Below are 14244 nucleotides of genomic sequence, written 5' to 3'. Positions count from 1 at the left end.
AGAGATAATGGGTAGCTAGGTAATTCTCCATTACTAGCTTTTATACCGTTTACAATTGGCATTACAAATGCTAGTATGCCAATTAGTATTAATGTCAGGATTCCTAAACCAAAAACAAGAATTAAAGGAACACTTAAAATACAGTACACAATAATACTAAGTTGAAAATTTAAGATAGCTTTTCCGTGAGCATCCATGCCTTCTACATTCTCTTTTTGAGTCGCCCAAAGTATTAAAGGAACTATTAAGCCACCAAAACCAGTAATATAAGTTAATAATTGCGCTAAATGCGTGATCATTAACAATTGATTGTCTGTACGTTTAAGTGTATGATAATTTGATTCCATTATTATTATTTTAATTTACACTTATGTGACGTAAAAACTTATAATTTGTTACACTTTTTTACTAATTTTTCACACCCAGCTTCTCCAATATAGTATCCATAAGACACCACTTAGTTAATGAAGACTGTAATAAATTAGCTCCAACAAATGCTGTAAACCATAGCCAATTGATATTCACATAAATTGCCAATAATAAGCTTATTAAAATAAATGTTCCTGCTATTCCTCTTACAATTCTATTTTTCATAATTCTAATTTTTAAATAAATTTTTCTATTGGTAAAACAATTGCTCTTACTGGATTATTTGTTTTAATTTTTGAATTAAAATCAGCAATAAGATGAAATAATCGCTCTATTTCTTCTTCTTCTGTAAACGAAAAAAACATGTGTGAATCACTACCACCTTTGACACTTGGAAACCAACTTGATGTTGCTAATAAATTTGGTAAATTTTTATAGCCATCTATGTCTGAAGTACTAAAACTTTCAATATTTGAATTTTTGAATAATTTCAAAATATCATTTTGAAATTCTTCTACTGCTGTAACAATAACTAATTTCATGTTGTTTTTTTATTCTGAAATTGCTTGTACTGAAGTTATTTCAATACTATGAGCATCTCATTATTTATAATTCTTCTTCTCAATCATATAATACACCAATGGCACTACTAATAATGTGAATACTGTTGACACAATGGTTCCTCCCATTAAAGAGATCGCTAACCCTTGAAAAATAGGATCAAACAATATGACAAAGGCTCCAATAACAACTGTACCAGCAGTCAGCAAAATTGGTGTAGTACGAACTGCTCCTGCTTCTATTGCCGCTTGTTTAAGCGGAATTCCTTCGGCAGTTCTTAGATTAATAAAATCAATAAGTAACACAGAATTCCTTACCATAATTCCTGCCAAAGCTATCATACCAATAAATGACGTCGCTGTAAAGAAAGCTCCCATAAGCCAATGCCCAAGAATAATTCCTATTAAGGACAATGGTATCGCAACCATCATAACAATTGGTGCCTTAAAGTTTTGAAACCATCCTACAATCAAGATGTAAATCAATATTATAGCTCCTAGAAAGGCAATGCCTAAATCTCTAAAGACTTCTAATGTAATCTGCCATTCTCCATCCCATTTAACAGTATAATCATCTTCAAAATCTGGCTGACCTAAGTACATTTCGTTAATCTCATAGCCTTTTGGTAATGGGATTTCTTTTAACTTCTCCTCCATTCCTAAAATAGCATATGCAGGACTCTCTAATTCTCCTGCCATATCCGCCAAAACATAAACCACACGTTTTTGATTTTTACGATAAATACTTTTGGCAGCTGTAGTTTCAGATATATTAACTAAATCTGCAATTGGCACCATATGTCCTTGCTTAGATTTTACCTTTAATTGCGAAATATCAGTAATAGTAGATTTTTCTTTCTCATCTAAAGCTAGAATTAAACCTATTTGATTAATAGCATCTTCATCATACAAATTAGTGATAGCTCTGTTAGATAGTGCCATATTCATCGTATAGGCTATTTGCTTTGGTGCAACGCCATATAACATGGCTTTTTCTTTATTGATTTCAAACTGATATTCGGTTTGATTGGCTTCAACCATCCAATCTATATCGACGACATCTTCTGTGTTTTTTAAAATAGTTTGAACATGATCAGCAATCTTAATTTGTTCGTCGTAATCTGGTCCATAAACTTCAGCAACTATAGTTGACAATACTGGTGGTCCTGGCGGCACTTCAACCAATTTCACATTGGCATTGTACTTTGAAGCTATCTTCTGTATATCTGGTCGTAATAATTTGGCAATGCCGTGACTTTGAATATCGCGATCACCTTTATCCAATAAATTCACTTGTATATCTGCCATATTAGAGCCACCACGCAAATCGTAATGACGTACCAAACCATTGAAAGTTATTGGTGCAGAAGTCCCAACATAATTTTGGTAATTCACTACTTCTGGTCTAGTCGCTAAATATTGTGAAATCTCTTGTGCTACAACTCCTGTACGCTCTAATGTAGTCCCTTCTGGCATATCAATCACCACTTGAAATTCGTTTTTGTTATCAAAAGGCAGCATTTTTACGGCTACTGAATTGGTAAAAAATAATCCCATTGTAGCAAGAAGTAAAAAGAATGTGCCTCCTAAAAAGAACCATCGTTTGGCTTTACTTTCTAATAATGGACGTTCAAACTTGTTATAAACTCTATATATAAATGTGTCTTCAACTGCTTTTTCAGGTTTTTCCTCATTACCTTTTTTATCTTTCTCCCTTAAGAAAATATAACCTAAATATGGTGTAATGGTTAATGCTACAAACAAGGATAAAATCATCGCAATAGACGCTCCTATTGGCATTGGAGCCATATAAGGTCCCATTAATCCTGAAACAAAAGCCATAGGTAAAACAGATGCTATTACTGTAAATGTGGCCAATATTGTAGGATTCCCAACTTCATTAATGGCATATAAAGCAGCTTGTTTAAAAGGCAAGCGTTTCATCTTAAAATGTCGATGCATGTTTTCGGCAATGATAATAGAGTCATCAACAACGATCCCAGTAACAAATACTAAAGCAAAAAGTGTTATTCTATTCAGCGTATAATCTAACATGTAGTAGCTCAACAAAGTCAATGCAAACGTAATTGGAACAGATAAAAACACCACCAAACCACCACGCCAACCCATTGCTAACATCACCACTAAAGTTACTGCAATAATAGAACCTATAAGGTGTAAGAGTAATTCGGACACTTTGTGCGATGCCGTTTCTCCATAATTTCTAGTGACTTCAACTTGAACATCATCTGGAATTAATGTTTTACGTAAATTATTAACCTTATCAATAATGACATCCGCTATTTTCATGGCATCAGCACCTTTTCTTTTGGCTACCGAAATGGTGACTGCAGGATATTCAGATTTATATTCAGATGCTTTCTCACTGCCTTGTCCAAATCCTAAGCTCACATAATTTTGCGGTACTTCTGGCCCATCAATTATTTTCGCCACTTGTTTTAAATAAATAGGTTGATTTTGTTGCGCACCAACCACTAAATTTTCAACATCTGTAACCGATTCTATAAACTTTCCTGTGTTTACTATAAATTCCGTGTCATTCTTATCAAAACTCCCTGAATTTAGTTGACTATTATTGGCCATTATCATTTCAGAAACTGATAAGAAATCCAAACCACTTGCCGACAGTTTGTCTTTATCTAAAACTACACGTACCTGACGATTTCTACCACCAATTTTATGAGTAATTGCAACATCTTTTACTTTTTTAACTTCCGCCTCTAATTCCTGTGCAATCTGACCTAATTGGTAGTCGTTATAATTCTCACTCCACAAGGTTAGTCCAAGCATTGGCACATCATCAATAGCGCGTGTTTTTACTAAAGGTTGAGTTACACCTTTGGGCATTTCGTCCATGTGCTTGTTAATCTCATTATATAGTTTAACTAGAGATCGCTCAATATCTTCACCAACATAAAACTGAACGATGACCATGCCTTGCTCTTTCATTGACGTAGAATACACGTATTCTACACCTTTAATATTGGAAATTAATTGCTCTAAAGGTTTAATAACTCGCGACTCTACTTCGGTAGGGCTTGCGCCAGGATAACCCACAAAAATATCTGCCATCGGCACATCAATTTGTGGCTCTTCCTCTCGCGGAATTAAAAACGAACTATAGACACCAACCACCATAAACACAATCATTAACAATACGGTTAACTTAGATTGCATAAAGACTTTGGCAATTTTACCAGCGATTCCTTCTTTCATAATTTCCAGATTATTGAATTGCTACTTTAGCTCCATTAAACAATTTACCTTCTGCAGAGATGATATACTTCTCATTTGAACCTAGACCCGATAACACTTCGACTTGATCACCGAAAGATCGACCTAAGCGCAGCCATCGTAATAGTGCTGTACCACTCTGACTTACGGTATAAACTCCAGATAACTGACCACTCGTTACAATAGCTTTAGTAGGGATTAAAACCATTGATGACTTAGCTTTTCTTTCAACTGGAAATTGTATGGTTGTAAACATTCCTGATAAGATATTTGTATCTGTTTTTTCTAAATCTATTTTTACTAAATATTGTCCTCCAGTATTTGTTGCAGAAGTGCTCACTTCTTTTACCTTTCCTTTTATGGTTTGGTTAATCGACTTTATTAAAACATTAACTGTAGTTCCTGCTTTAATCTCTGAGATTTCAGTTTCGGGCACCATAGCCATCACTTCAAAGTTTCCTGGCGTTTCTATACTTATCAGAGGCATACCAGGATTTGCCATATCACCAACTTTCACGTTTTTACCTGTAATTGTACCTTTAAATGGTGCCGTAATATTGCTATAAGCAAATTGTGCGTTAATCTCATTTCTCATTTGTTTAGCTACTTCTAAACGCGCCTTCGCCATTTCAAAGTTGGCAGTCATGTCGTCCATTTCTTTTTGCGACGCACTGTTTTCGGCAAATAAGTTTTTAAATCGGTTATAATCTTTTTGAGCATTATTAAAAGCAGCAGTTGCTTCGGTAATGCCTGCATTAACTTGAGCACGCTTGGCTTGTAAATCACTATTATTAATTGACACTAACAATTGCCCTTTACGCACTTTATCTCCAACGTTGACGTGTACTTTATCGACATATCCCATCATTCGAGTACTTAAATCCGCACTATTAGTCGCTTGGATTTTTCCACTGACACTCAAAAAAGGACTGTTACTATTTGTTTCTACAGTATTGACCTTAACAGAAATCGCTGGCGAGTTATCTGCAAGCTGTTTTTTGTCATCACTGCCACAGCTCACAATAAATAAAGTGACAGTTAATAATAGGGTTGTATATAGATTTTTCATCTTAATAATTAGGCTTTAGTTAAAAATTGTAAATACGCTTGTGCATAATTGTATTCAAAAATAGTTTGATAGTATTCTAGTTGTTTTTTGGCAAATTGAGTTTCTGCCATTAACAAATCTGAAGTCTTTTCTAGTCCTTCCTTAAATCTGTTTGTACGTATTCTCAAGGATTCTTCTGATTGTTGTAAGGCCAATGAGGTTAGTTTTAATTTATTCTCGGCATCTAAAAAAGCACGTTTTGCCTGGTTTAATTCTAAATTGCTTTTTGAGATATATTGCTCGTACTCGAGTTTAGACTTTGCTAATTGTGCTTTACTCTTCTGTATTTTTCCAAAACGTTTAGATCCTTGAAAAATATCCCAACTTAATTGTGCGCCGAATATATAACCATTAGCATCTGCCTGAAAAATTTGATCATCATAAAGCTCATAACTTCCAAAGGCATTTAAGCGTGGTAAAAAAGTCATTTTATCTGCTCTATTAATAGCTTCATAAGCCGTAGTTGCCAATTCCATAGCTCTAATATCTGATCGGTTTTCTGAGAGTACTTTATCTTCTGCTTCAAAAGCTGTCACCATTAACTCGTCAGCTGGCTGATAAATAACATAGGTTTCATCATTCATGAGAAATGACAAATAGTTGGATGCATTTTGAACATTACTTTTTGCCGTCTGTAATTGATTTAAAACCTCAGTTACTCGTACTTCTACATTCAAAACATCGGCACGTTGCAAGTAACCTTGTTTAAAGCTATCATCCGCTAGTTTTTTATTAGCATTTGCAGCCTCTAAGGCTTTTTCCAAAACTTCAACAGCTTTATAAGCCAACTGAAGTTGCATGTATGCCTTTTCTACCTCTAGTTCTAAATAGTCTTGAGTGCGTTCTTGTTGCAAAAACATCGCTTCCATTTTAGATTTAGCTGCTTTTCGCTGATAAAAGCCATCTAAATTTATGAGTGGTTGCTGAATTTCGAGTTTTGTTGCAAAATTTTGAACTTGAGAAGGGTCGTTTAATAAGGCTGGATTAAAGTCGTTTTGTGTTAAAATTTCTTGATTTAATTTAGAACCAAATGCCATAAGCGGATTGGTCGTTGAAATCCCTGTATGCGAAACCGAAATATTAGGTAAGAATATCGCATTGGTCTGTCGATAGTCTCCTTTAGCTTCATTAAATGCTTCTTCTGATATTCTTAAACTCTGATTAGCTTCTGCTACTTTGATCAGAACTTCAGACTTAGATATTGGTTTTATCTCTTGGGCTTGAATTATTGAAGCCATGTATATAAAACCAAAAGCTATTAGATATTTAATTGTATTCATTATTCTTTATTTCTTCAAACAAAATTAGACTCGTCGCTAAAGCTTTTTTGTAACATATGTTACCCAAATTTGAATTGTGTAACCAATGTTACTTTATGAGCTCTTCCTTTCTTAGAGGGTTCAATGTCTGGATTTATAAAAAAAGGAATGATAATCAGCGAAGTACATATAATGCCGAAGCACAGCGCTACTATTTTTTTAGTCAGTGGTTGTTTAATCATTCTCTGATATACTGTAGTTACCACATTCCAATGCAAATAAATATGCACCGCCAATAAACCAAACAATACAAAACCTAATATAAGATGAAGCATTCCCCATTGATGCCTATCCATTCCAAATAAATAAAGTTCTACATTACTACCATATAGTTCCCAACGTTCTTGACCAGAAATTAGAGTATATTTTATAAGAAAGCCGATACCTATTATGGCAGACATACATAATGTCATTATTGCGTTTATAGTAAAATTTAGGACTGACTTTTGGATTGCTTTTTTAGATTTTTTCATGGTTAAACCCCTTTTTGAAAGAATACCAAAGATATTTAGGCAGTGAATATACCACAATGATATCCATCAGAATAGATATTGTAAAAGGTTAATAGTATGTTAATAAATAGACTTTATTTCTTGAATATATATTCAAGTATAAATCCATATAATTATTGCTTTTGAGTCGTATTACAAAATATACCAAAGCAAGAAGCACCTTTATATAAAGATGCTTCTTAACACTAACCAAAAAAACCTATTTAAATAGGCCAATCTGAACATTTTAACCGTATTGAACTCGAGCATAAATGTATGACATATAAATACTTTACTTGGTTACAATTGTTACATAAAAAAAGAGCACCATAACGATGCTCTTTTCATGGAAACAGTTATGCTCATACCTATGATAACTGCTTAATTATGAATTTAACACCTCTTTTAAAACTAAGTCTTTATCTAGTTTTTTAGTACAGAAGAACCAATCTTTACAATCTAATTCGTCTGTGGAGGTCATGCGTTCTTCAGCAACACCACATGATCCGGCTGGAGAAACGATAACATCATCACCTGGATTCCAGTCTGCAGGAGTTGCGACATTAAATTTATCTGATGTTTGCATTGCTATTAAGGCTCTGTATAGCTCATCGAAATTACGACCTAGGCTTAATGGATAATAAATTATTGCTCTAACTGTTTCTTTTGGATCTACGAAAAAAACGGCTCTTACAGCTTGTGTTTTACTTTCTCCAGGCTGGATCATACCATATCGTTTTGCTACTTCCATGGAAATGTCTTCAATTAAAGGAAACTTAACTTCTATGTTTTTCATTCCGTTAAACTCAATTTTATCCTTAATAGTTCTTAACCATGCAATGTGACTATATAAGCCATCGATTGATAAACCAATGAGACTACAGTTTGCTTCTTCAAATTTTTCTTCTAAATGTGCAAACGTCATAAACTCAGATGTACAAACAGGTGTAAAATCTGCAGGATGACTAAATAAAATAGACCATTTTCCTTTATAATCGGATGGGTAGTTGATTTCCCCTTGTGTTGTAACTGCTTTAAATTCTGGTGCTTTATCTCCAATTCTCGGCATTGAAAATAGGTGTTCTTCTGTATTTGATTCTAAATTATTCATAAATATTTGTATTTATATTATTTATAACAAAAGTAGTGTTTAATAGAATTTATCAATGTAACCTATGTTACTGTTTTTGATTCTATTTATTGTGAACTTCACAAAAATTTATTTTTTATTAAAAGTGTGATTTCAAAACATGATAAATGTCAACATGTAAAAAATTCTACTCTTTTATTTTTGCTCCAAATGAAAACAAGCAACTATAGTATCTCTTTTTTATTATCCTTTTTAATACTATCTAGTAGTCTTAGATCTTCACTAACGTATACGTATTATAAACTAGATCCAGTTAGTTTTATCGAGAATTTATGCATAAATCAAGATAAACCAGAACTGCAATGTAATGGTAAATGTCATTTAAAAAAAGTTGCTCAATCCCAAGATAACAATAAGAAAACACCAGAGAGCATTATTGATTTTAAAGAACTAATTTTATTTCCTTGTCCTATAGAAACGGCAAATTCATCTCACAACATTTCAGTAAAAAAACAAATTCCAAATACGTATAAAAATCTATATACATTTTTAGATACATTTGATTGTTTTCATCCACCAAAATCCTAGTTATAATTTTTAATAGGTAGATATTTTACTACAAACATTTCACAAAAATTAAATTATATTATAGATGAAAACACTCTATAGTGCGCTAGTATGCGTACTAATTACAGCTGTGTCTTACAGTCAAACACAGGAGACTAAAAAAGACACCACAAAACAAAAAATAACAAAACTTAGCGAAGTTATAGTTACAGGAAATATAAAAACAGACCCTGTACTTACAATTGTTGCTAACAAGTATGTTGAAAAAATCGTTCAGCCAAAAAATGTAGCCGATCTATTTAATAACATCAACGGCTTTTCGGTTATAAAACGTGGGAATTATGCAATAGACCCTTCATTTAGAGGTGCTCAATATGAGCAGCTCAACATTCAATATGATGGAGGCACAAAAGCCATGCATGCCTGCCCTAACCGAATGGATCCAATAACAACCCATATTATTCCTGAGGAAATTTCTAAAATTGAAATTATAAAAGGACCTTATACGATGCGCTATGGTGCTACGTTCGGTGGTATTGTAAACTTAGTAACCCAAAAGCCAGATTACGAAGACTATGGATTACACGGCAAAGTTTCCGGTGGTTATGAAAGTAATGGAAATTCTCTAGTTAACTTAGCTCAGGTACAGTATATTAAAGAAAAATATGATATTGTTGCCAATGCTGGCTATCGCGATTTTGGAAATTATGAAGATGGTGATGGTATTGAAATCCCGTCCTCTTTTAGAAGTACCGATTACGGTGTTAAAATAGGCTATAATTTTTCTGAAGATCAACGATTACAAGCCCATTGGAGACAATCTTTTGGTCGCGATGTATTGCACGCTGCCTTGCCTATGGATACAGAATATGATAACAGTAGTATCTTAGCTTTAGATTATACACAAGATAATATAGGTGAGACTTTGAAATCATTGACTGCAAAAGCCTATTACAGCTATGTCGATCACCTGATGACAAATACCAACAGGCCTTCTTTTATGATGATGGAAGCAGCGGCTGCAGTTGATGCCACAACCACAGGCGGTAAAATAGAGCTTAACTGGCAACCGTTAGATAAATTAAATATTTTTTCTGGTGTAGATGCCTTGCATATTGCTAGAGATGGTGTGAGAAATCGATTGGTTAAAGTCGTGAATGGAAATCCATTACCCATGCCAATGACATTTACTGATAAAATTTGGCAAAATTCTTACATCACCGACATTGGTGTATTTACTGAAGCCAAATACAATTTGACCTCAAGTTCTATTCTTACTGCAGGATTGCGTTATGATAATGTGGTGTCAGACATTCAAGATTCTGAAGCAGATTTTGCTGCACGATATGATCTTGAAAAACGCACAGAACACAATGTAAGCGGAACCGTCTCTATCAAAAAAGTAGTATCTGAGAAGTTTACGCTTGAAGCTGCTTATGGTCGTGGCGTGCGTTCTGCCAATATGATAGAACGTTTTATCAACCACTTTACGGTTGGACAAGATCCTTATGAATATCTAGGTAATCCTAATTTAGATGCCGAAGTAAATAACCAGTTTGAAATTGGATTTAAAGGCTATGAACCGTTGAAAAACGGATTAAATAGTTTTAAATATGAAACCTCGTTTTATTATTCATTCTTTGAAAATTACATTGTAGGCATCGTAGATCCTAATATTACACGAAAGTTTAATCCTATGGCGCAACCTACTAATGTAAAAGTCTTTCAAAATTTAGATGAAGCTTACAAAACAGGTTTTGAGATTATGGCACAATTAGACTTTTTAGATCATTATTATTTTAAATCTGAACTCTCTTATGTTTATGCCAAAAATCAGGATTTAAATGAATCGCTTCCGTTAACACCTCCGTTAACAACACGTTTCTCTTTAGGAATGGAAAAGGCTAAATATTGGGCAAACATTCAGTACAATGCTGTTTCTAAGCAAGACGAAATTTCTGAAAGTTTTGGTGAAACGGAAACGGACGGATTTCAAACAGTAGATATACGTTTAGGTGTAAAACCCACCAAAAATATTACGCTTGGTGTAGCGGTGCTCAATGCTTTTGATGAAGCTTATAATAACCACCTAAACTTCTCATTTACCAATCAAGCAGATTTTGGAAGAACGCCAATAACCGAGCCGGGTAGAAATCTATCTGTCTTTTTACAGTATAAATTCTAAATAAATAGTGATAAAAAAAGAGGGCATTCATATAATTGAATGTCCTCTTAAAAAAAACGATAAAAAAATTTTTAATTAGTTGAGTTGTCTTCGGTTTTATTCTTTCCCTTACCACTCATCATAAAATTAACCAAAATTCCTACTAAAATTACACAAACAAGTGCGAAGATTCCAATCATCACTACTCCATTTGTCCAATCATAAACTGCTAATAACGTATTAATCATATGTTGTCTGTTTTCGTTAACGACTGTAAAATTACCATGTTATATTAGTAATAAAGATGATATTTGTCAGTAAATAAAAAAAGCATCTTAAAATAAATAAGATGCTTTTACTATCAATCAATCAACGGGGAATTTAAACTTCTTTCCCTTTCATCATTTTGTTCCAATATAGATGTGGTAGACCGTATTTTTTTAACATCCATAATCTCCAATGTTCTTTTTCGCTATTAAACACTAACATTTGTTTTAATTTTGGGTCAGGAATAAAGTTATTATCATAATCGAATTCGGCTAAAATCATTTTGCCATAACCAGTAACTAATGGGCAAGATGAATATCCGTTATAAGATTTATTGCCTTTTTTATTATAGGCGATGAGCTGTCTAATATTATCCGATACAACAGGAACTTGTTTACGAATAGCTGCTCCTGTCTTTGCGGTAGGTAAAGCAGCTACATCTCCTAATCCAAATATATTGGGATATTTATTGTGTTGCATCGTGTGCTTATCTACATCTAACCAGCCTGTATCATTAACTAAAGACGATTCTTTTATAAATTTTGGGGCTGTTTGTGGCGGTGCTAAGTGCAACATATCAAATGGCATTTCAATTATAGATTCTCCAGACATAATTTCTCTCAACTCGTTATCTTCATTGATCACACATTTATTCTCTCCGGTACCAACACCTCTAAATGTGACTATTTGGTTTTCACCATCTATTTTAATTGGGGCATAAAAGGGTTTAAAATGAATGCCATATTTACTTATAACCTGCATTAAGCTCTCTCTAATTTCTTTAACTCCAAAAATCACAGAACCAGGTGTTGCAAATACTACATTTGATCTATTTTTTAATCCATTTTTTTTGAAATAATCTGCTGCTAAATATGCTATTTTTTGAGGCGCACCTCCACATTTTATAGGTGTTGTTGGTTGCGTAAATACTGCATTACCACCTTTAAAATTCCTAAGAACTTCCCAAGTATGCTTTGGGTTGGTATAATTACTACAAACCACTCCTTTTCCTAAAGATTCTGTTAACCCTTCAATTAAAGAAGTATCCATAACCAAGCCTGGTGAAACAACAAGATAATCATATGTGATGTTACCATTTTCTTTAGTAGATACAGAATTTTGTTCTGGATTAAAACCCGTAGCATAGTCTTTTATCCAATCCACACCTTTCGGTATAACTGATGCCATTGAACGTCTAGTTTTTTCAAAATCGTAGGTTCCACCGCCAACAAGTGTCCAAGCTGGTTGATAAAAATGTGAATCTGAAGGTTCAATTAATCCTATGTCTAAGGATATGTCTTTGGCTAAAAGATTTGCAGAAGTCATAATGCCGCCTGTGCCTCCTCCAATAACTAAAATTTGATAATGTGATTTCATGAGATAATTTTAAAAAGTTTGGTTAGTCAATCTCTTTAAAATTAGAGTCTTTTAAATGAAAAAATGTAACTATTGTTACAGAGGTGATACTAAAAAGTAAAAATAAAGGCTGAATATTCTATTTTGAAAAGGTAACATTCCAAATGCCTCTGACCTGACCTACACTATAACCAGTAGCTTTGTCATTAGAGTATAAAGTTGTTAATCTATTAATGACTTCTGGCCTTATATCTTGTTCAGGTACATTATCTTCGCTCTCTTTAACAATTGGTTGTATTTCTAATTGGTTTGCTAATTGTTGTTTGAAAGTATTTATAAATTCTAATTCTTCAGTATTAGCTCTGTTTTTTTGGTTTCTAGGCTTGTCTGAAACTCTTTTTATCACTGCATTATGTACCACACTCATACTATCTGTTAAAGGATAAGCACGTTCATTACAAAAACTCAAAGCTTCCAAAGTTCCTTTCTTCTGAATTGTACCCATAAGATTCTTACCTAAAACAGCCTTTGTCGTAAGTGCATACTTAAGACCACGCTCAACATATGGTAAATCATCAATATTAGTACTAGCTTGCTGTTGGTGCTTTCCTTTGCCTTTGCCATGACCATTTCCCATGCCTTTTCCTTTTCCCATGCCCTTACCTTGCTCTTCATTAAAGTGGTCTTCAAACCATTCAGGTTGTTCAATCTCATAGTCGAACATATAATCAGCTATTTGTTTTATAGTTTCCTCAGAAAACGCTTGCTTAGGCATAACGCCGAAGCGTCTTACAGCTCCACGCATTTTAGCGTCTGTTTCGTTTGGGTTTTTAATCCAGGCTTGTAGCTCTGCTATAAATTCTTCTTTAGTGGTTTCATCATTGATATAATGTTTTTTTATAGCAATCATTGGTGGTCCTATTCTATCATCATGACCTGCCGTTGGACTATGACAAACATAACAATTGGTTTCCATTAGCTTTTTACCTGGATGCTTATTGGCTTGCATTTGTATTTCGTACGCAGATAAATTTTGTTTTTTTGAATCATTACAACTCAAAATCAATACTGATGCTAGGGCTATTAGTAATACCTGTCTCATGTCTATAATATTAATATCTTAAAATTCCTCCTTTTAAGTCATAGATTTCAGTAAATCCCATGGCTTCTAATTTTTTTGAGGTTTGTCTGCTTCGACTTCCACTTCTGCAATAGACGTAAACCGCTTTTTCCTTATTCAGCTTATTAAATTCCACATTGAATTTACCCGAAAAGAAATCTATATTTTTTGCTCCTTTAATATGGCCACTATTAAACTCTGCTGGAGTTCTAACATCAACTAATTGAACGTTTTTATTTTCGACTTGTGCTTTAAATTCTTCTGCAGAAAGCAGTTTTATGGCGTTGCTTTGAGAAGTATTGGAACCAAATAATGAAGTAAAGAGTGACATAATAATTAAATATTTCATTGATAATTTATTAATGTAAATTTATGAGAATAGAACCTTTTAATGCGTAACCATTGTTACATAGAAAAAGCATGTATCGCTCAACACAATACATGCTTTACTAATTAAAACCTATAGGCTACTTCAGTGTTGTTGGGCAGACATAATCCGTTTTAGGAATGTCTGTTTTCTTTATTGCACCACAACCACCTGCGACATCAACTAAATTATGGATACCTCTACTTTTTAA

The 14244-nt window shown here is 33.6% G+C and carries 14 protein-coding genes; 2 read left to right on the top strand and 12 right to left on the bottom strand.

The features are described from left to right. The 8 genes from ACTG3Y_RS11645 to ACTG3Y_RS11610 form a co-directional block, all read right to left on the bottom strand. Nucleotides 1–347 (bottom strand): DUF4870 domain-containing protein (locus ACTG3Y_RS11645; RefSeq protein ID WP_439153098.1); only part of this gene is annotated, 347 nt, incomplete at its 3' end. A gap of 61 nt (nt 348–408) precedes the next feature. Further along, nucleotides 409–594, bottom strand: coding sequence for a YgaP family membrane protein (locus tag ACTG3Y_RS11640; protein WP_439153097.1), 186 nt, complete (start codon nt 592–594; stop codon nt 409–411). An 11-nt stretch (nt 595–605) separates the two neighbouring features. Next, nucleotides 606–911, bottom strand: coding sequence for a hypothetical protein (locus ACTG3Y_RS11635; protein WP_439153096.1), 306 nt, complete (start codon nt 909–911; stop codon nt 606–608). Nucleotides 912–971: 60 nt separating this feature from the next. Then, nucleotides 972–4166, bottom strand: a complete 3195-nt coding sequence (locus ACTG3Y_RS11630) for an efflux RND transporter permease subunit (protein WP_439153095.1) — start codon at nt 4164–4166, stop codon at nt 972–974. 10 nt (nt 4167–4176) lie between these two features. After that, nucleotides 4177–5253, bottom strand: a complete 1077-nt coding sequence (locus ACTG3Y_RS11625; protein ID WP_439153094.1) for an efflux RND transporter periplasmic adaptor subunit — start codon at nt 5251–5253, stop codon at nt 4177–4179. Between the two features lie 8 nt (nt 5254–5261). After that, the gene (locus tag ACTG3Y_RS11620) at nt 5262–6572 is read right to left on the bottom strand and encodes a TolC family protein (RefSeq protein ID WP_439153093.1); all 1311 of its coding nucleotides are present in this window, start codon (nt 6570–6572) and stop codon (nt 5262–5264) included. Between the two features lie 59 nt (nt 6573–6631). Then, nucleotides 6632–7024 carry a DUF4405 domain-containing protein gene (locus ACTG3Y_RS11615; protein WP_439153092.1) on the bottom strand — a complete coding sequence of 131 codons (393 nt, stop codon included), beginning with the start codon at nt 7022–7024 and terminating at the stop codon, nt 6632–6634. A gap of 463 nt (nt 7025–7487) precedes the next feature. After that, nucleotides 7488–8213, bottom strand: a complete 726-nt coding sequence (locus ACTG3Y_RS11610) for a peroxiredoxin (protein WP_439153091.1) — start codon at nt 8211–8213, stop codon at nt 7488–7490. 189 nt (nt 8214–8402) lie between these two features. On the opposite strand from ACTG3Y_RS11610, the gene ACTG3Y_RS11605 reads away from it, so the two are divergent. Further along, entirely contained in the window at nt 8403–8780 is a 378-nt protein-coding gene (locus ACTG3Y_RS11605) for a hypothetical protein (RefSeq protein ID WP_439153090.1), read from the top strand. Between the two features lie 64 nt (nt 8781–8844). Next, a complete protein-coding gene (locus ACTG3Y_RS11600; protein WP_439153089.1) occupies nt 8845–10944 on the top strand; it encodes a TonB-dependent receptor domain-containing protein in 2100 nt (699 codons plus the stop codon). 71 nt (nt 10945–11015) lie between these two features. Here the strand turns inward: ACTG3Y_RS11600 and ACTG3Y_RS11595 are convergent, their stop codons facing one another. The 4 genes from ACTG3Y_RS11595 to ACTG3Y_RS11580 form a co-directional block, all read right to left on the bottom strand. Then, nucleotides 11016–11171 carry a hypothetical protein gene (locus ACTG3Y_RS11595; protein WP_439153088.1) on the bottom strand — a complete coding sequence of 52 codons (156 nt, stop codon included), beginning with the start codon at nt 11169–11171 and terminating at the stop codon, nt 11016–11018. Nucleotides 11172–11304: 133 nt separating this feature from the next. Beyond that, nucleotides 11305–12567, bottom strand: coding sequence for an NAD(P)/FAD-dependent oxidoreductase (locus ACTG3Y_RS11590; protein WP_439153087.1), 1263 nt, complete (start codon nt 12565–12567; stop codon nt 11305–11307). 118 nt (nt 12568–12685) lie between these two features. Next, a complete protein-coding gene (locus ACTG3Y_RS11585) occupies nt 12686–13648 on the bottom strand; it encodes a c-type heme family protein (RefSeq protein WP_439153086.1) in 963 nt (320 codons plus the stop codon). 10 nt (nt 13649–13658) lie between these two features. Continuing rightward, a complete protein-coding gene (locus tag ACTG3Y_RS11580) occupies nt 13659–14015 on the bottom strand; it encodes a rhodanese-like domain-containing protein (protein ID WP_439153085.1) in 357 nt (118 codons plus the stop codon). Nucleotides 14016–14244: the final 229 nt, after the last annotated feature.

It is taken from the genome of Winogradskyella sp., from assembly GCF_965656915.1.
GTDB lineage: Bacteria > Bacteroidota > Bacteroidia > Flavobacteriales > Flavobacteriaceae > Winogradskyella.
Note: the sequence above shows the minus strand (reverse complement) of the source record. Positions and strands in the feature narration are given on the sequence as shown.

Coding starts and splice junctions, on each gene's coding strand:
- ACTG3Y_RS11600 (WP_439153089.1), top strand. CDS start 8,845: ATGAAAACACTCTATAGTGCGCTAGTATGCGTACTAATTACAGCTGTG.
- ACTG3Y_RS11605 (WP_439153090.1), top strand. CDS start 8,403: ATGAAAACAAGCAACTATAGTATCTCTTTTTTATTATCCTTTTTAATA.
- ACTG3Y_RS11580 (WP_439153085.1), bottom strand. CDS start 14,015: ATGAAATATTTAATTATTATGTCACTCTTTACTTCATTATTTGGTTCC.
- ACTG3Y_RS11640 (WP_439153097.1), bottom strand. CDS start 594: ATGAAAAATAGAATTGTAAGAGGAATAGCAGGAACATTTATTTTAATA.
- ACTG3Y_RS11635 (WP_439153096.1), bottom strand. CDS start 911: ATGAAATTAGTTATTGTTACAGCAGTAGAAGAATTTCAAAATGATATT.
- ACTG3Y_RS11615 (WP_439153092.1), bottom strand. CDS start 7,024: ATGACATTATGTATGTCTGCCATAATAGGTATCGGCTTTCTTATAAAA.
- ACTG3Y_RS11590 (WP_439153087.1), bottom strand. CDS start 12,567: ATGAAATCACATTATCAAATTTTAGTTATTGGAGGAGGCACAGGCGGC.
- ACTG3Y_RS11620 (WP_439153093.1), bottom strand. CDS start 6,572: ATGAATACAATTAAATATCTAATAGCTTTTGGTTTTATATACATGGCT.
- ACTG3Y_RS11610 (WP_439153091.1), bottom strand. CDS start 8,213: ATGAATAATTTAGAATCAAATACAGAAGAACACCTATTTTCAATGCCG.
- ACTG3Y_RS11630 (WP_439153095.1), bottom strand. CDS start 4,166: ATGAAAGAAGGAATCGCTGGTAAAATTGCCAAAGTCTTTATGCAATCT.
- ACTG3Y_RS11625 (WP_439153094.1), bottom strand. CDS start 5,253: ATGAAAAATCTATATACAACCCTATTATTAACTGTCACTTTATTTATT.
- ACTG3Y_RS11595 (WP_439153088.1), bottom strand. CDS start 11,171: ATGATTAATACGTTATTAGCAGTTTATGATTGGACAAATGGAGTAGTG.
- ACTG3Y_RS11585 (WP_439153086.1), bottom strand. CDS start 13,648: ATGAGACAGGTATTACTAATAGCCCTAGCATCAGTATTGATTTTGAGT.